Here is a 16,323-nt window from a genome sequence, read left to right as displayed (position 1 = left end):
GCCATCCAGGGCCTCCCGCTTCCCCGTGCCCCGCTGGGCGGAACACGAAAGAGCGGAATTCTAGCGGGACCGGATACGACTTGCAAGTACGAATTCAGGGTTTTCCTTAGCGACCCTTGCCGAGGCCAACTGCTTCGTCGAAACAGCCGGCGTCCTCCTCAAAAATCAGTACCCGCTCAGCCGCGCACTCATATAAACGACATCGCTCAACTCACGCCGCCACATGCCTACGCATTACCCGCTCGACCAGATTCAGATAGTGATCGAGATCGGGTGTCGCGCGATCTTTCACCTTTGCGCGATCGTCCCAACGACGCAGCCTCAACGCATCTTCCGCGTAGGGCTTTTGCAGAAATGCCTCGGCATCCTCCCTGCTGAAGATGCCGCCCTGCAACTCGAGACTGCGTACCGAATCAGCGGAAAGCTGGCCGAAGTAGGTAGCATCGATTGCGCAGAGGCAGCGCTTCGCGTCGACGTGCAGGCGAATCGGCTCCAGCACCGCGTCCGACAACACCGGCCGCAAAAAAGGCAGCGCGTAATACTGATGCAGATCGTCGATGCCGTGCTTCGTCGGCGTCTCCCCCTGCAGGTTCAGCAGATGTCCAAGATCATGCAAAAACGCCGCCGCGACCAGCTCCTCGCTCGCGCCCTCTTCCTCGGCAAGCGCGCCGCTTTGCAACGCGTGCTCGAGTTGCGTCACCGGCTCGCCGCTATATGCAAGGCGGCCGTGTCGCTCGAACAGCGAACGGATATCGTCCAGATTCAATGCCATCCGTTACTCCCACGGTAATGAATACGTCTTCTGATTGGCAAAGCGCTTCGTTGCTTCCTGCACGCTTTCCTTGTGGCCAGGCCCCGCGTCCTTGATACCGCCGAGCAGCATCAGCTCGATCCGGCAACCCGGCACGCTCCATACGTTGACCGCCCGCGCAATTCGTTGACGATGAACCGCGTGATCGCGTCCTGCCGGTTCGCGCAATACGCACGACGACAAACCGAACGGCATCCCGTTGCTGATTCCGATCGCTTCGTCGAGCGTATCGAATGCGATGACCAGCGACGCCGGGCCAAATGGTTCCTCCCGCACGAGCCTCATCGACCAATAGACGTTGTCGCGCAGGGTCGACGCGTATACCGCGCCGCTACGTTCGTTGCCGATGTGCAAACGCGCGCCTTGCCTTGCACCACCGCTTCCATGCCCACACGCCCCGAGCAGCTACGCGGCAGCAGCGGTGGCATCGATCACCGTACCGATCCTAAATCGACGCCTCGAACGGATCGCCCTACGCCCAGGCACACGCTACCCCGACGACCGACGCCCGCAACTCCACCGCGCCGCGCTCACGACAACGACGCCACCCCATTCAGCGCGACATCGAAAACATCGAAGTTGCGCAGCCTCGCCGCACCGCGGCCGTCATCGGAAACCGGCCTCCCGATGCGCCGGTTGAACAGCAACGGCACCTCCTGCTCCGAGATCCCGCCATGCGAGCGCAACGGCACGGTCAGCCCGGACAGATCGTGCTCGTCGCGGCGCGTGCCGAGCACGACGTGCTTCGCGCCGATCACCACGAGGTCGCCGACACGATCCTCCGGCAATTCGAAGCGCGCGCATGCGGCGCGCCGGTCGAGCACGACGTCGATTCCCGGCAGACGGCCAATCCGCGCCATCACGGACTCAACCTCGACATCGCGCGGCAGATAAACCGTCGCGAACGAACCGAGCGCGCCATGGTGCACGACGTACGGATCGGTAATCGGCAGAATCACGCGCGCCGTATTCGCGCCGAACCAGTCGTCGAGCAGGTCCTGCAGATAAATCACGTTCGGCTCGCCGGTTTGCGGATCGTGCTTGGCGTTCATGCCGTGATCGGCAGTGAGGCCGATCACCCAGCCGAGCGCGTCGAGCTGCGCGAGATAGCGGTCCATCATCGCGTAGAACGCGTTCGCGCCCTCGGTGCCGGGCGCGCATTTGTGCTGGATGTAATCGGTGGTCGACAGATACATGAGGTCGAGCCTGCGCGTCTGCGCGAGCCGCACACCGGCCGCGAACACGAATTCCGACAAGCCGGCGCTATACACGTCGGGCAACGGCAAGCCGACCAGATCGAGCACGTCCTCGATGCCGTTTTCCTCGCGCGTCACCTTGTCGGCCTTTTCGGCCGAAAAGCAGATGCCCTTCAGCTGCCAGCCGAGCAGGCCGCGCAACTTGTCCTTCGCGGTAACGACCGCCACCGCGGCGCCTGCCTCGGCGGCCGCCGCGAGCAGCGTGGGCGCGCGCAGGTACGCGGGGTCGTTCATCATCACCGCCGCGCCCGCGCCGCCGTCGGCGTCCGGGTTCCAGAAGTAATTGCCGCAGATGCCGTGCACGGACGGCGGCACGCCGGTCACGATCGAGAGGTTGTTCGGGTTCGTGAACGACGGAATCACGCAGTCGCCGCGAAAGGCCGCGCCGCCTTCGAGCATCGAGCCGATGAACGGCGCGACGCCGGCGGCGGCCGCGGCTTCCAGATACGCGAACTCGCAGCCGTCGACGCAGACGACGACGGTCGGTTGCGAAGGCAGCCGATAGCGGCGCCCATTGACGTCGATCGTACGTTGTCCGGAATGTGTCATTGCAGGGATTTCCATCGGCGGGAATTTCGTTGTGGGTAAATCGTTGCCGGAGCCGGCATGGCCGCTGTGCCGCTACCGCTTCGCCATCATTTTCCGCGCGCACCAGACTCGCACCCGGCCGCCATGCTCCCGGCCGCGCGAACCTCGCTCGCTCCACACGCCGCATGCGCACGCAACCGCCCGTCATGCACATGAGCATGCATCAACGCAGCCGCGCGCCCGGCGTCGCGCGATGCGAGCGCGTTCAGAATCGCGCGATGCTCGGCGAGCGAGCGCTCCATCGCGTCGGCTTCCACCGCGAGCGCCGCGCGGCGAAACAGGCTCAATTCGCTGACCAGCCGCCGATACGTCTCGTACAGCTTCGCGTTACCGGCCGCCGCGACGATCGCGTCGTGAAACGCGACGTTCGCGCGGCCATACGCGTCGCGATCGTGCGACGCAAGCGCGGCGCGCATCGCATCGAGCCAGTCGCGCAGCACCGCGAGCCTGCCCGCGTCGATGCAGGTCGCCAGCATCCGGCATGCGGCCTCTTCGAGCAGCGCGCGCACAGCGTAGATCTCGTCCGCCTCGGCGAGCGACACCGTGCGCACGAACACGCCGCGATTCTTCTCCGTGCGCACGAGGCCCGCCTGTTCGAGCGCGCGAAAGGCTTCGCGCACCGGTCCGCGCGACACCTGCAGCCGCGCCGCCCAGTCCGCCTCGTTGAGCTTGTCGCCCGGCGCCAGCGTGCCATCGACGATATGCCGCTCGATTTCGTCGCGCACCAGCGCCGTCAGCGAATGCCGGCGCACGACCTCGATGGGATCGACGGAAGCAGACTGCATATTTTCGGTCATTTTGACAAAATTTGCCGCCTCACCTAGGCGCTGCGCTACGCTAGTCGGCATACCGCACGGGCTCGCCTCCGTCAGATCACGACTACGGCCGCCGGCCAGTCCAATCAGCCTCCGAGCCGAACCGGCAATCAGCCGCCCCGCCGACGCGGCGCACGCGCCGCGATCAGCAGCAACGCAACCAGCGAAACCAGCAGCAGGATCAGCGACAACGCCGAAGCCGGCAGGTAGTAGCCGCGCTCGACCTGCCCGACCACGACGATCGGCACTGTCGCGAAACCCGGCGGATACACGGTCAGCGTCGCGCCGAGTTCGCCGAGCGACAGCGCGAAGCCGAGCGCGAGGCTCGCGCGGATCGCCGGCACCAGTTGCGGCAGCACGACGCGGCGCAGCACCATCGACGGCGGCGCACCGAGGCTCGCCGCCGCTTCGCGCAGCACCGTCAACTCCGGGCGCAGCGCCGCCGCGGCGCAGCGGTAGCAGAACGGCAGCACCAGCGCGAGCTGCACGAACACGACGATCGCCGCCGAACTCGACAGATCGATCGGCCGCTTGTGATACGCGATCAGCACCGCGAGGCCGAGCACCACGCTCGGCACGCCGTTGGGCATCATCGCGATCGTGTCGACGAGCGCGCCGAGCCCGCGCCGGTCGCGGCCCTCGAGCGCGAGCGCAAGCCACAAACCGAGAATCGTGCCGAGCACCGCGACGCCCATGCCGACTTCGAGACTCGTCGTCAGCGCGTCGAAGTCGCTCGAACCGAGGCGTTCGAACCAGCGCATGCTGAAGCCGTCGGGCAGGATCGTGCCGGACCAGTGCGAGGCGACGCTCGACAGCGCGACCACCAGTACCGGCAGCACGAACAGCCAGAAGCACAGCAGCGCGGCGAAGCCGAGGAACAGACTGCCCAGCACGCGCACCGCGAGGTTGTGGCGCACCGGCCGCGCTTTCTTGTGCATGACCGGCAGCACGGTCGGATCGAGTTCAACGGCCATGACCGGCTCCTTTCTCCTTGCGGCTATTGACGCGCCGGTACAACGCGTAGAGCGACAACGACATCAGCAGCATCACCACGGCGCCGGCGGCGGCGGTCGGCAGATCGAGATCGACGGTGGCGGCGCTGTAGATCGCGACCGGCAGCGTGATCAGATGCGCGCTGCCGAGCACGAGCAGAATGCCGAACTCGTTCAGGGTCAGCAGAAAGCACAGGATCGTGCCGGCCGCGATGCCGGGCCACGCGAGCGGCAGGATCACCCTGAACGCCACCATCATGCCGTTCGCACCGAGGCTGCGCGCGGCCTCGATCAGACGCTGGTCGAGCAGCGCGAACGACGCCAAAGTAGGACGCACGACGAACGGCGTATAGAACACCACTTCCGCGAGCACCACGCCGCCGATGCCGAACAGGAAATCGAGCGGCGGCGCCTGCAGATTGAAGAGCCGCTGCAAGCCGATGCTGACCGAACCCTGCGAGCCGTACAGAAAGATCAGCGTGAACGCGACGAGAAACGACGGAAACGCGACGAACAGTTCGAGAAACCGCGTGACCATGCGTGCTCCCGGAAACGGCTTGAAGAACAGCAGCGCCGCGAGCGCCACGCCGAGCAGCGAGGCGAGGCTCGCGCTCGCGAACAGGATGCCGAGCGTCGTGCCGATCACGCCGCGCGTATCGGGATTGCCGAAGAACGTCGCATAGGCCTGCCCCGAAAAGCCGTGCGCACCGCTCAGGCTCAGCAGCACGAGTCGCACGAGCGGATAGATGACGAGCGGGCCGAGCACCACCACGACGATAAACAGCAGATGCCATTGCGCGAGGCGTTCGCGCCGCTTCACCGCAGCCGCGTGCGCCGCCGCGCTCGCGAGACGGCGCGCGGCGGCGGCGTCGTTCGGGACACCGAGCGAATTGGGCGTATCAGGGCTTGATAAGGACGACATCGTCAGCCTCGTAACGCAGGGAAACACGCGCGCCCTTCTCCGGCATCATGCCGTGACCGCGCTGCATCGTGACGAGCACGGGTTCGTTCGGCAACGCATCGAGCACGACCGACACCGACACCACCGCGCCATACCACTCGACCGACGCGATCGCGCCGTGCAACTGCCCTTCGCCGAGCGGCACGATGCGCAGCGCCTCGGGACGCAGACAGGCGACCCGCTCGCGCTCGTTGTGGCGCGCGTCGTCCATGCCGAACGCAACCTGCGGCGGCAGCAGATTGGCCGCGCCGAGATAACGCGCGACGAAGCCGTCGGCGGGCGTGTCGTACAACTGCTGCGGCGTGCCGAGCTGCGCGATGCGGCCCTCGCGCATCAGCAGCGTGCGGTCGGACAGCACGAGCGCGTCGTCCTGATCGTGCGTCACGCAGACGATCGTCAGATTCGGCAGGCGCTCATGCAGCGCCTTCAGTTCGGAGCGCACCGAGGCGCGCAGATTGGCGTCGAGCGCGGAGAGCGGTTCGTCGAGCAGCAGCACGTCGGGCTCGATCACGAGCGCGCGGGCCAGCGCCACGCGCTGCTGCATGCCGCCCGACAGTTGCGCGGGCATCACGTGGCCGGCGTCGCCGAGCTGCACGAGCTTGAGCGCATCGGCGACGCGGCGCGCGACGTCGCGCGCTGGAACCCTGCGCGCGCGCAGGCCGAACGCGACGTTCTCGAACACCGTCAGATGCGGAAACAGCGCATAGCTCTGGAACAGCAGACCGAGATTGCGCTTGTGCGGCGGCACGTGCGTGAGGTCGTGGCCCGCCACGGTCAGCGTGCCGGCAAGGCCGTCCGCCTCGATGAAGCCCGCGATGAAACGCAACAGGGTCGTCTTGCCGCAGCCGCTGCGGCCGAGCACGGTGAGCAGCTCGCCGCGCTGGATGGTCAACGACAGATCGTCGAGCACCGTGCGCGTGCCGAAGCGCACCGTCAGATGATCGATCTGCACGCCGCCGGACGCATCGGAACGCGCGGCGTCGAGCGCATCCGATGAAGCGCCAGGCGCATTGGGGTGAGCGAGACTGGCCGTATTCACCGGGTCTTCCTCCAACAAGATTAAAGCTGACGCGGCGCCACGCGCGACACCCGGGCCATTGCATCGACCCGGCCGCCGGCACGGCGCCGCCTGAATCCAGGCAAGTCCGGCCGCGCCGAGCACGGCGCGCGACCGGACGTACTTCAAACGCGGCCCGCTTCGGCCGCTTATTGCGAGCGACTCTTTCAGCCGCCCGGTTCAGCCGCTGATTGCGGCCGCTGAGTGAGACTGCTTATTGAAACTGCTTATTGCGGCTTGACCACTTCGAGCTGCTTGCCCGACGAACCGATCACGTCGTTCTTCCAGCGCGTGGTCCAGTCGGCCTTCTTCGCCATCACCTGGTTCCAGTCGACCGGAATCAGCTTCACGCCCGTGATCGCCTGCTTGACCGCCGCGCCGTTCTTGCCGGCGAGCGGCACGTCGGTGCGGCCCGGAATGCCGAAAATGTCCGGCACCTTCGACTGCACTTGCGTCGACATCAGGTAGTCGATCAGCTTCTTGCCCTCGGCCTGGTTCGGGCCGTTCTTGATCAGCCCGATCGCGTACGGCAGCTGGAACGTGGTCGGCTGGCCGCCGGGCGCGGCCGCGAGGAACACCGGCTTCAGCGACAGGCCGCCGTTGGCCGCGTCGTCGAGGTCCATCTGCAGGTCGCCGTTGGCGACCGCGATTTCGTTGCGCGAGAGCAGCACGTCGAGGTAGCCCGTGCCCTTGGTGTGGAACTTGGCGCTCTGCTCGAGCTTCTTCAGATAGTCGAACGCCTTGTCCTCGCCCATCAGTGCCGAGGTCAGGATGATCACGGCCATGCCGTCGCCGGCGGTCGCCGGGTTCGAGTAGGCCACCTTGCCGCTGAAGTCCGGATGCAGCAGGTCCGCGAAGGTCTTCGGCTGGGTCTTCGTGACTTCGGGGTTGATCGCGAACGAGAAGTAGTTGTTCACGAAGGTCGCCCACGCGCCGTTCGGCGCCTTGGCGATGGCCGGCACGTTCTTGTAGTTGGCGCTCTGGTACGCCTGCAGCAGCCCGCCCTGGTCGGCCTGCTGGATGAACGGCGGCAGCGTGACGAGCACGTCGGCCTTCGGCTGATCCTTCTCGATGGTCGCGCGGTTCACGACTTCGCCGCTGCCCGCCGTGACGATATTGACCTTCACGCCTTCCTGCTTCTCGAAGCCCGGCAGCACGTCCTTGTACAGATTTTCGAGGCCGTCGGCGGTGTACAGCACGACCGCGCCGGCCGCATGGGCCTGCATTGCCATGCCGCCGAACGCCGCCGCGGCGACCAGCGCCGGCAGCAGTTTGCGCGCGAGGCCGGCCGTGGCGTGAAGGGAATTCGTCTTTTTCATGTCGCTCTCTCCGAAAGGCAAAAAACCAGACGGTCGGGATAACCCATACCTGTAGTGATTGAATGGCGGCACGCGCCGTTTGCATGTTGCCCGCAGCCGTTGCCGCGCCGGTCTCCATCGATTGCAGATTGCCGACAACTTTGCCGCATCCCGCTCCGCCTGACCGCCAGCCCGTCTCCGATACTCGCGCTGCCTGCCATGCCTGAACGGGCACGGCAAGAATCACAGGTTTCGATGACAACGCCGTGACTATTCCGCCGAATTCCAAAAAACGACACAATTTGCCAACTCAGGCCAACTCGCGCGAACCACGGCGCGACCGGCGCACGAGCGTCCGCGCACCGCATCCATGCCAATCGTACGTGGCGAAAATGACGCTGTGTGCAGGATGCGCCGCGAAACCCGGGTGACGGCAGCGGCGCCGGCTTACGCCGGTTCGCGCGGTGCGCTGAGCGGATTCGTGGCATTTGCCGGTTTCGGCGGCACTCGCCTCGCCCGTAACGGGCGGACAGGCGTTCGGACAACGGCGCCTAGTCGGACAACGGCGCGTATTGTGCACGCCCACCCGGAATCCTGCAGCGAGCCGGGGAGCCTTTTTATCGAGCTTTTGGCGGATAAGGAACGAGATCCGTCGCGTTGCCTCGGGCAAGGCCGGCGAGCGGGCCGGCAAGCGCAACACGGACCGCCGCCGCCCCGCTCGCCGCCAGCGACCGGACTCAGGCGATCAGAATCTCCGGCCCATGCGCCGTGATCGCCTTGCCGAGCGCGCGCTCGGGCGCCAGCTCGGTGACCAGATAACGCGCCGACTCGATACCGTTGATGCGCACCGGCGTCACGCGGCCGAACTTCGAGTGATCGGCGACGATCACGACCATGTCGGCCGCGGCGATCATGCGGCTGCGCACTTCGGCGGCCATGCGGCTGTAGTCGCTCAGATAGCCGTCCGGCGAAATCCCGCCCGCGCCGATGAACGCGAAGTCCGCGTGGTACTGCGTCAGCTGGTGGACGGTGTCGAGGCCGAACGTGGCGTCCTCGATATCGGACAGCTCGCCGCCGAGCAGCGTCACGCGGTTGTCGTTGCGCCGGCCGAGCAGCAGCGCGATACGCCAGTCGTTCGTATAGACCGTCAGCCGGTGCCGGTCGAGCAGCGCGCGCGCCACGGCCTGGGTCGTGCTGCCCGAATCGATGATCAGCGATGCGCCGTCCGGCACGAACTCGGCCGCGCGCTCGCCGATCGCGCGCTTGGCGCCGGCGTTCTCGGCTTCGCGCGTCTCGAGGTCAGGCTCGCGCCGCTCGTTCGACAATGCGCCGCCGTGCGTCGTCACGAGCAGGCCGCGGCCGGCCAGGGCGTTGAGATCGCGGCGGATCGTTTCGCGCGATACATTCAGTTCGCGCACCAGTTCGGCAACCGAAAGCGCGCCGCTTTTTGCGACTTGAGCGAGGATGTATTGATGACGTTGTTCTGCAAGCATTACCGGGTATTTTCCTGCGCATCCCTGAAAGGCCCGACTGGCGGGGTTTCTTGTGCAGAAAGTCTCTTGTGACAAGGACTTATCTTATCGCATACCTACGCCGAGAAGGCTATCTACGGTCTTGAGCGGCTTGCGAAAGTCTCGATATTGGCGTAGCTTTTCGCCCTTCCCAGACGAAAACCTACGCCAACACTATGCGCTTCGATGCCAAGGTTGCAAAACAGCTCCAGCCTGGCGCCCACCTCACCTTTGAAGCCTTTCCCGGCTTGCGTCTGGAAGCAACTTTCTCGCGGCGCAGTTGGACCTATCGATTCAAGTCACCAGTCGACGGCCGCATGAGACAGCAAAAGCTTGGCGAGTGGCCTGCGATGTCTTACGCCGCTGCCATCTCAGCCTGGGAAGAAGTCCGAGCGCGGCGCGATGGCGGCGAAGATCCAGTGTTGACTCGCAGAGCCTCTAAGCCCATCAAGGCTGTGACGCCGGAATCATACACGGTCAAGCAATTATGCGAGGACTTCCTGACCGGTCATATCGAGAGGCACCGGGATTCGTACGGTGCCGCGAAAACCCGTCAGCGCATGATGGCCAAGATTTCGCCAATTGCCGATTTGCCGGCCTCCGCCATCATCCGCCGGCAAGCCTTTGAACTTCTTGAGGGCGAGATCCAGGCGCCTCGAAATGCTCAGGTTTTCCGGTCGGAACTTGGCGCGGCCTGGGATTACGCCTTAGACGCCGGCCGCATTCCCGAAGATACGCCGAACTGGTGGCGACAGGTCATGCGGGGCAAATTGCGAAGCGTGGGCCGTAGCCGCGGCGGTCAGATCGAGAACATCAAGCGCGTACTCAGCGAAGACGAGCTGGCGACCCTCATTCCTTGGCTTCCGAACCTGTCGGAGACGATCGCCGATATCCTGTCGATGTATCTATGGACGGGACTCCGCGGCGGCGAGATCGTGGTGATCGAAGGCAAGGAAGTTTCGAAAGAGCCAGATGGCCTTTGGTGGACGATCCCCAAAGCCAAGACCAAGAACAAGAACCGGGCCAACGCGACCGATCATCGGGTGCCTCTGGCGGGGCGCGCCGAAGATATCGTCAAGCGACGATTGAAGCTACATGGGAAGGGTTATCTGTTCCCGACTGCGGACAGCCCCTATATTCCGCAAAAGAGCGTTCAGGCGGTTGTGTGGATGCACCAACCCTATTCGCTCGAGCCCGGACAGACGTTGCGGCCCGTGCTGCCTGTTTCCCACTGGGCGCCGCACGACTTGCGCCGCACTTCGCGAACCATGCTGGCGGCGATTGGATGTCATCGGGAAGTCGCCGAAGCGATCCTGGGACACATCTTGCCAGGCGTCGAGGGGATATATAACAGACACAAATACGACCGCGAGAAGCGCGAATGGCTCACGCGGCTTGCGGCACATCTTGAGAGGATTGCGACCCGCCAACCCCGGGAGGAAGAAGCTGAGATACCGGACGCGCCTCAACCCAAGCCTCCACTTCCCTGACCATCCAGGCGACGCGCCGACCCGATAGTTGGCGCGGCTGCGGAAACACGCCCTCTCTCACCAGCTTCTTTACAACCGACTCCGAGAGCGCGACCGCTTCGGCGACGCTCGGCAGATCCAGATAAAACACCGGCTTTGTAACGCCCTTCATTATCTACCTCCCAAATCCTCGCGGTAGTCCGCAAAATCCGTTGCAGCGCCTCGGTCATGCGGCCTGCTTCTCCGTCGTTGGCATCCGCGACAGATCGAAGATGTAGTGACCGCCGCGCCGCGACTGCTCCCAGCACAGGAGCCAGAACAAATTGCGCTCCATGGCCGCAATGATCGACTCGTTGCCGCTCCACCCTCCGGTCGACATATGCAACTTGTCGCCCTCTTCGGTCATGAATTGCGGCCAGTTCCATATTCCGCGAACGAACTCGATCAGCCCGCGCATATCTGTATGCGGCCATTCAACGATTCGATTCAGCGCTTGCTCGGCCGGATAGCCGTCTTCGTCTAGCAATTCTTCGCTCATCCCTTCGCCTCCCGCTCTTCCATCTGTTCAATCGCCTCCAGCGCCAGTCGCAGCGCAAATTCAGTCCGCGGGCGATCGCTGTTGTTGGCAGCGGCCCATTCGAGTTCGGCTTTCAGGTCGAGGCCGTCCGCGCAGATCCAGGGTTCGTTCATTGGAGCCTCTTTGCTTTTTCGTAGTTCGCCCATGCCTGGATTGCCTCGTCTATTGCTTCGCCGCAGTGGCCGGCCTGGTGCAGTCGCGATTTGAGTGCGGCCACACGGCGTATCTGTTCGTCGCGCGCAAGATTGACCGCGTCACGTAACGCTTGATATGCGGCATCGGTCACGATGGACTCCACCCCGGCACATTCAGTCGAACCAGTGTGCGGAAACAATCCCGCTCGACAGGCAGCGATTCGTGCAACATGGCGACGTTTCCTGCATATGCGATGCCGGATTTCATCCGAACTTCGGACAGACCGCCCACGTCGATGTGTGCGCAGTCGCCACCCTCACCCGGTAAGCCAAACCACTCGCCCGACAGAGCGCGACACGCAGACACGCTTGACGCGAGAATTAGCGCTTCGTCTCTGTAACGAATGCCCTGATCCCATCGATTTCCCCAATCACCCAGTTTGGTGATGTGACCGCCAGGCCCACGATGCGCCTGAAGCGATGGAATCCAATATCCATCAATGTGGATTCCTGGTCGGCGTTGCGGCGTTCCCGCCTTGACGAACGACTGATCGACCATCAGGAAAATCGGGCCATCGGTGTCGACGCCATCAAGCATCTGGTCGACGGTCGATTGCCAACGACTAAGATCACCGGGCAAGCCCGACTGCTTGTGAAATTCACGCATGTAGACGCGCTCGCCCGTGAATTCAGCAAACGACACTGCGCCGCGTTGTTCAACGATACTTTTCATTTTCACTTCCTCACATCTATAGCAAACACCCGCACTGGATCAGGTCCAAAGTGCGGGTGCTGGATGGTTCGCATGACGTAGCCGCGCCAGGGTCGTAACATCCGGCGCGATTGATCGTCAGCCTTGGGATAGCCCTTGGTCAACAGGATGCCGCTGAATTCCTTGCCGATCAGGCGTTTTCGCCAGTACTCGGTGTCGAGGCGGAATTCTTCGGGTTTGATGTCAGCGGCTATGTCGTCGAAGTAGCAGGATTTCAGGGGAAGGACCAGGAGTGGGAGGGTCATAGTGCAGCCTCGTTATCCAGTGGTCCACCGCCGCACCACGTTACCCAATCGATTCCGGTCATGCAGTCGGCGAAAAATGGCTGATGCCAATAGCCGCGGCGGAATGACCAAGCCATCAGAGTTGATTTGATCCAGTGCATCACCCTTCTCCAAACATGTCGATGGTCTTCGTATCGCGCTCGGGTTCTGGATCGAGCGGCCCGATGAATTTGGCGTGGTCGGCCCAATCGTCGGCCAATGCCTCGGCATGCGACTCGGCTGTGAACGGATACTTGATGACCACTGCCTCGATCGTCGGCGCTGCGGGGCCGCTCTTTTGCGTCATCTCCGCAAAGTAGACGTTGAGCTTGTCGGCCAGCACTTCGGCCTCGCGCTTACTCGGTGCTGCAATGATGTCGTCCGGGCCTTGGACGTGAACGGCGTAGAGGGTCACTGACACTCCTGTAATGGACTGTTGTGCTAGGATTCAGCGGAATCAAAGGAGGCCGTGATGGCGACCGATATAAAATCCGTTCCGCATTACGTTGTTCTGGTAGAAAAGAATCTTCAATACAGACTTGATGAGAACAAGCAGATACTTGGCAACGCCGGCAAGGAGTTGATCGAGTTCGCTAAAAAGTATGGAACTCGACTCCCGAATCACGTAACCGCATGGGATCAGTTCGCACGGGACTGCGGCTTGAGCTCAGAGGGCAGAAAGGCGATCGTCTGCTATCTCCTGACGGATGAGGCCCGTCAAAAATTCACAGAGCAGTAGCTGCGGATAGTCGCGGCGCTCCATTTCGGTCAAGCACCGCTTCAGTTGCTCCCTCATGATCTGGCTCCTTTGCGAGCGGCATCGATCGGGGCGCTAGGCAATGGCATCCAGTGCGTCGGACGCAATTTGTGACATCCGGGGTTAATCCAATCCGGTTGTCGGCCGGGGTATTTGGACAAGTGACCGATGGCGCAGCCGCCGTTATGGCTTGCATCAAATAACATGACGCGCATTCCATTGACCGGCGCGGTCTCGATAGGCTGCCACGCGTCTTCCGCATCTGCGCTGGCGGTGGTGGTAGTCACCTTCTTCGCAATCCACTCAATCAGCGATACCTGGTCGCGCTGCCAGTCTTTCTCGTCGTGCACGTAGTCGAACCGTTCGCACAGCGCCCGATGGAAGTTCTTGAACTTGGCTTCCGCCAGCAGCCCATCGATCCATTTCGCCGCCTCGACCTGTTCGCCGGTCATGTGGCCGTGCGGGCCGATACCGAGCATCGAGCGAAGCGGTTGGCCGACCAGCGAGCTACCGCCTTGGTGATGCCAAAGCACATTGAGCAGCATCGCGCGCGAGTGGTGCGACAGGCTCGTCATCGCCCCTTCTTTCGCTGCTGCCGCGCTGACCGGCCTTGCGGCGGCGACACTGCGCAGGTAATTTGCGTCCAGTCGGAGTTGCTTGGGCTGCCTGCTGATCCCGTCTGTGACTTCGATGTCACGGGCGCACGTATCAAGCCGACGCGCGATTTCTTCGAAACGCTTCACCCCACTATCGGCTACTGGTGTAGGTGCGGCGATTTCGGTAGGCAAAGGCGCTTCGCTGAGCCGCATGCGGTCATCGCCGAAGAACTGCCGGTTCATCGCATTGAAGCTTCGATCGTGGATCGCGTTGTGCGCCGGCTTAAGCGCCTCTTCGATTGCTAAAAGAGGCGCTTCAATCCAGCCAAAATCCGGCCTCTGGCGATGCACAAGGTGTACGTATAGGGCTGACACCTGAAGATAGGTGAGAGCGATGTTTATGCAATCAGGCGGGGGCTCCGTCGCCCCTGCATGCGCATCGTCGGCTGGCGCAGCGGGCCGCGCTGCGGCGCGGGCGCTTCGAGACAAGAAACACGTGATCTGTGACGCCTCGGCGTGATAGCCCATGCCGCACATCAGCTCGGCCGCTTTGCGCATGGCTGCTATTTCGTCGCCGTCGACAATGCATCGCATGCGCGCGAACGCCCCTCGCTCGTCGGTCAGCCCTGCCGCAACCGTTAAATCTTCCTTAATCGTTGGCGCTCCCGCATCTGCGACGACTGGCTGCGCTTCCGCTGATGGCGCGGCAGGGGCGGCGGTGACGAGAGCCCGAATTTCCAACGCACAGTCCTGTGCGGCGCGGCGCAAGTACTGCGACTTTTTCAGGTCGAGCGACCGCCGATCACACACTTTTGCGGCTGCCTCGACGCCTTGTGCCCATCCATCGAGGACCGCCTCTTGCCCGTCGATAGCGGCAGGCTTGCTTGCAGATAGCAGGGCTCGCATTTCTTCCATGCTAGCCATGTCGAACAAGCCTGGAAAATACCCAATCTGGATTCCGTATTCGTCGCGCTCGTCCTCGGGCGGAACCCACTTGATGCCAGCCGCTTTGCAACGTTCAATAATCAGTTCATCCGTCATATCGGCTCCATAGAGCTTGGTGGTGGGGGTGGTCACTTTCGCATCTCCAATTCAGCTACTTGACTCTCCAACTCGTCGACGCGCTCTCTCAGCACTGCTCGACGGTTGTCGTCGTTTCGCGGCAGTTCAACCGTGCGCCATTCATCAGTGCCGTTGAGGGCGCCTTCCGCACGCAACTGAATCCAGCGAACACGACGGGTCTGCTGGCGGGAATTGCGGGCCACCCTTGCGATGTGGTCGAGTGCATCACGCAGTTCGGCAACCTCAGCCATGATCGATTCGTGGCTCACGATTCCTTCTCCATGCCCGATGAAGTAGCGCGGTCACGCTCAGATTCGAGCGCTGCCGCCGCCATCAGATTGACATGTAGGCCGAGCGCGACGGAGAAGCGAGCTGCCAGCACTAGGCTCATCTTGTAGCCTTTGTGGTTCTCGACTTCCCACACGTAGGACTTCGAGCAGCCGGCCGCGTCGGCCACTTCGTCGAGAGTCATGCCGAGCGCTTCGCGGCGCGATTTGATCAGGTCGCCGAGCTTCATGATTGCGCCTCAGGCGGTCGGCCAGCGTGTACCCAATGGGGCAACGCGTCAAGTTCGGCTTGAGTCATTGGAAGCGGCGGCGATCCCTTCCCCTCTGCCACATTCGCGGCAGCTTGGGGAGCGGAGGCGATCTGGTTGTATTGCTCGGGCGTGATTGCCTCGGCGGCGGCCAACAGGTCTTCCCACTGCCAGCCCTCGTCGCTCAGAACTTCGTTCATTTCGCGGTTGAGCACCAGCGGAACAAGCGCAAACCCATCGGGCACAGTCGCGGCTACGCGAGGGAGAGGAGCGGCGTAGACGATGCGAACAGTAACGCCCTCAGACTGCTCGTCATAAGCCTTCTTGGTCACGTCCACCCATTCCCCGGAAACTAGCCTGATCTGGTAGATCGGCTCCTGCACCGCCCCACCAGCAGCTATCGCGGCGCGGTATGCGTTCATCAACGCGATACGTGCGTTAGCGCGTTCGTCGTGCGTGCCGTCCTTCTGCGCACACTGATACGTGTCGATCAATTCGCCGAATTCGGCCAAGTCGGGCGCGGCGTCTGCCTGCGGTGTGGGTGCATCGAAGCCATAAGGACCGCACAGCGCGTAGACGGCGTTCTGCACTAGCGCGTCAGGATCGAAGTCGCTTTCTTTGCCGCACATCGTTGTGCCGCGAATGGCATAGCGCACCGCTGCGACGACGGCATCGCGTTGAGCATGCGTAAGGATGGGATGAGGCGTATCAGCGCCCGTCTCGCGCGCGCTGTCCCATTCCGATGAGCGAGGCGCGTATAACCAATGATCGGCTGGAAGCGGAAGGCTTGCGACTGAAAATGCGCTTCCGTCCGGGAGAATGGTGGTGCTCATCCCTGCTTCTGTACTAGTGGTGTTGTCCATGGTGTC

22 protein-coding genes are annotated in these 16,323 nt (G+C 63.2%); 2 read left to right on the top strand and 20 right to left on the bottom strand.

Annotated features, from left to right (window positions below; genetic code table 11):
* Nucleotides 1-211: 211 nt before the first annotated feature.
* The 9 genes from G3N58_RS18025 to G3N58_RS17985 form a co-directional block, all read right to left on the bottom strand.
* A complete protein-coding gene (locus G3N58_RS18025; protein WP_205999829.1) occupies nucleotides 212-772 on the bottom strand; it encodes a phosphonate degradation HD-domain oxygenase in 561 nt (186 codons plus the stop codon).
* A gap of 3 nt (nucleotides 773-775) precedes the next feature.
* Nucleotides 776-1,165: an aldehyde dehydrogenase family protein gene (locus G3N58_RS18020; protein ID WP_241017155.1), complete on the bottom strand. Its 390-nt coding sequence runs from the start codon at nucleotides 1,163-1,165 to the stop codon at nucleotides 776-778.
* A 176-nt stretch (nucleotides 1,166-1,341) separates the two neighbouring features.
* Nucleotides 1,342-2,616, bottom strand: a complete 1,275-nt coding sequence (gene phnA, locus G3N58_RS18015; RefSeq protein ID WP_241017154.1) for a phosphonoacetate hydrolase — start codon at nucleotides 2,614-2,616, stop codon at nucleotides 1,342-1,344.
* Nucleotides 2,617-2,702: 86 nt separating this feature from the next.
* Complete coding sequence (locus G3N58_RS18010) at nucleotides 2,703-3,452, bottom strand: phosphonate utilization associated transcriptional regulator (protein ID WP_205999827.1); 750 nt, start codon at nucleotides 3,450-3,452, stop codon at nucleotides 2,703-2,705.
* Between the two features lie 128 nt (nucleotides 3,453-3,580).
* Nucleotides 3,581-4,444 carry a 2-aminoethylphosphonate ABC transport system, membrane component PhnV gene (gene phnV, locus G3N58_RS18005; protein ID WP_167049587.1) on the bottom strand — a complete coding sequence of 288 codons (864 nt, stop codon included), beginning with the start codon at nucleotides 4,442-4,444 and terminating at the stop codon, nucleotides 3,581-3,583.
* Nucleotides 4,434-5,384, bottom strand: a complete 951-nt coding sequence (locus G3N58_RS18000) for a 2-aminoethylphosphonate ABC transporter permease subunit (protein ID WP_167049589.1) — start codon at nucleotides 5,382-5,384, stop codon at nucleotides 4,434-4,436. The genes phnV and G3N58_RS18000 overlap by 11 nt, the downstream gene beginning before the upstream one ends.
* The gene (gene phnT / locus G3N58_RS17995; protein WP_167049591.1) at nucleotides 5,362-6,462 is read right to left on the bottom strand and encodes a 2-aminoethylphosphonate ABC transport system ATP-binding subunit PhnT; all 1,101 of its coding nucleotides are present in this window, start codon (nucleotides 6,460-6,462) and stop codon (nucleotides 5,362-5,364) included. The genes G3N58_RS18000 and phnT overlap by 23 nt, the downstream gene beginning before the upstream one ends.
* A gap of 245 nt (nucleotides 6,463-6,707) precedes the next feature.
* Nucleotides 6,708-7,799: a 2-aminoethylphosphonate ABC transporter substrate-binding protein gene (gene phnS, locus G3N58_RS17990; protein ID WP_205999826.1), complete on the bottom strand. Its 1,092-nt coding sequence runs from the start codon at nucleotides 7,797-7,799 to the stop codon at nucleotides 6,708-6,710.
* Between the two features lie 716 nt (nucleotides 7,800-8,515).
* The gene (locus G3N58_RS17985) at nucleotides 8,516-9,271 is read right to left on the bottom strand and encodes a DeoR/GlpR family DNA-binding transcription regulator (RefSeq protein WP_205999825.1); all 756 of its coding nucleotides are present in this window, start codon (nucleotides 9,269-9,271) and stop codon (nucleotides 8,516-8,518) included.
* A 194-nt stretch (nucleotides 9,272-9,465) separates the two neighbouring features.
* On the opposite strand from G3N58_RS17985, the gene G3N58_RS17980 reads away from it, so the two are divergent.
* On the top strand, nucleotides 9,466-10,779 hold the full coding sequence (locus G3N58_RS17980; RefSeq protein WP_205999824.1) for an integrase family protein: 1,314 nt from the start codon (nucleotides 9,466-9,468) through the stop codon (nucleotides 10,777-10,779).
* On the opposite strand, the gene G3N58_RS17975 is transcribed toward G3N58_RS17980, so the two are convergent.
* From G3N58_RS17975 to G3N58_RS17945, 7 genes are all read right to left on the bottom strand, one after another.
* A complete protein-coding gene (locus G3N58_RS17975) occupies nucleotides 10,676-10,930 on the bottom strand; it encodes an AlpA family phage regulatory protein (protein WP_205999823.1) in 255 nt (84 codons plus the stop codon). The two genes, G3N58_RS17980 and G3N58_RS17975, sit on opposite strands and share 104 nt — an antisense overlap.
* Nucleotides 10,931-10,984: 54 nt before the next feature.
* Nucleotides 10,985-11,296 carry a hypothetical protein gene (locus G3N58_RS17970; protein WP_205999822.1) on the bottom strand — a complete coding sequence of 104 codons (312 nt, stop codon included), beginning with the start codon at nucleotides 11,294-11,296 and terminating at the stop codon, nucleotides 10,985-10,987.
* A complete protein-coding gene (locus G3N58_RS17965) occupies nucleotides 11,293-11,448 on the bottom strand; it encodes a hypothetical protein (protein WP_205999821.1) in 156 nt (51 codons plus the stop codon). Before G3N58_RS17965 ends, G3N58_RS17970 begins: the two co-directional genes overlap by 4 nt.
* Nucleotides 11,445-11,621, bottom strand: a complete 177-nt coding sequence (locus G3N58_RS17960) for a hypothetical protein (RefSeq protein WP_205999820.1) — start codon at nucleotides 11,619-11,621, stop codon at nucleotides 11,445-11,447. The genes G3N58_RS17965 and G3N58_RS17960 overlap by 4 nt, the downstream gene beginning before the upstream one ends.
* Entirely contained in the window at nucleotides 11,618-12,202 is a 585-nt protein-coding gene (locus tag G3N58_RS17955; RefSeq protein WP_205999819.1) for a hypothetical protein, read from the bottom strand. Before G3N58_RS17955 ends, G3N58_RS17960 begins: the two co-directional genes overlap by 4 nt.
* Nucleotides 12,203-12,204: 2 nt before the next feature.
* On the bottom strand, nucleotides 12,205-12,486 hold the full coding sequence (locus G3N58_RS17950; RefSeq protein ID WP_241017153.1) for an ASCH domain-containing protein: 282 nt from the start codon (nucleotides 12,484-12,486) through the stop codon (nucleotides 12,205-12,207).
* 139 nt (nucleotides 12,487-12,625) lie between these two features.
* Entirely contained in the window at nucleotides 12,626-12,919 is a 294-nt protein-coding gene (locus G3N58_RS17945) for a hypothetical protein (RefSeq protein WP_205999818.1), read from the bottom strand.
* A 57-nt stretch (nucleotides 12,920-12,976) separates the two neighbouring features.
* Here G3N58_RS17945 and G3N58_RS17940 point away from each other — a divergent pair, with 57 nt between their 5' ends.
* Nucleotides 12,977-13,243 (top strand): hypothetical protein, encoded by a 267-nt coding sequence (locus G3N58_RS17940; RefSeq protein WP_205999817.1) that lies wholly within the window; start codon nucleotides 12,977-12,979, stop codon nucleotides 13,241-13,243.
* Between the two features lie 53 nt (nucleotides 13,244-13,296).
* Here G3N58_RS17940 and G3N58_RS17935 read toward each other — a convergent pair whose 3' ends face one another.
* The 4 genes from G3N58_RS17935 to G3N58_RS17920 are packed head-to-tail and all read right to left on the bottom strand — an operon-like array spanning nucleotide 13,297 to nucleotide 16,317.
* Nucleotides 13,297-14,934 carry a hypothetical protein gene (locus G3N58_RS17935; protein ID WP_205999816.1) on the bottom strand — a complete coding sequence of 546 codons (1,638 nt, stop codon included), beginning with the start codon at nucleotides 14,932-14,934 and terminating at the stop codon, nucleotides 13,297-13,299.
* The gene (locus tag G3N58_RS17930; RefSeq protein ID WP_205999815.1) at nucleotides 14,931-15,188 is read right to left on the bottom strand and encodes a hypothetical protein; all 258 of its coding nucleotides are present in this window, start codon (nucleotides 15,186-15,188) and stop codon (nucleotides 14,931-14,933) included. Before G3N58_RS17930 ends, G3N58_RS17935 begins: the two co-directional genes overlap by 4 nt.
* Nucleotides 15,185-15,436 (bottom strand): helix-turn-helix transcriptional regulator, encoded by a 252-nt coding sequence (locus G3N58_RS17925; RefSeq protein WP_205999548.1) that lies wholly within the window; start codon nucleotides 15,434-15,436, stop codon nucleotides 15,185-15,187. The genes G3N58_RS17930 and G3N58_RS17925 overlap by 4 nt, the downstream gene beginning before the upstream one ends.
* Nucleotides 15,433-16,317: a hypothetical protein gene (locus tag G3N58_RS17920; RefSeq protein ID WP_205999814.1), complete on the bottom strand. Its 885-nt coding sequence runs from the start codon at nucleotides 16,315-16,317 to the stop codon at nucleotides 15,433-15,435. The genes G3N58_RS17925 and G3N58_RS17920 overlap by 4 nt, the downstream gene beginning before the upstream one ends.
* Between the last annotated feature and the right edge of the window lie 6 nt (nucleotides 16,318-16,323).

The sequence above is a fragment of the Paraburkholderia sp. Ac-20342 genome, from assembly GCF_017104985.1.
Taxonomy (GTDB): domain Bacteria; phylum Pseudomonadota; class Gammaproteobacteria; order Burkholderiales; family Burkholderiaceae; genus Paraburkholderia.
The sequence above is the reverse complement of the archived record's forward strand: the minus strand, read 5'-3'. Positions and strand labels throughout refer to the sequence as shown.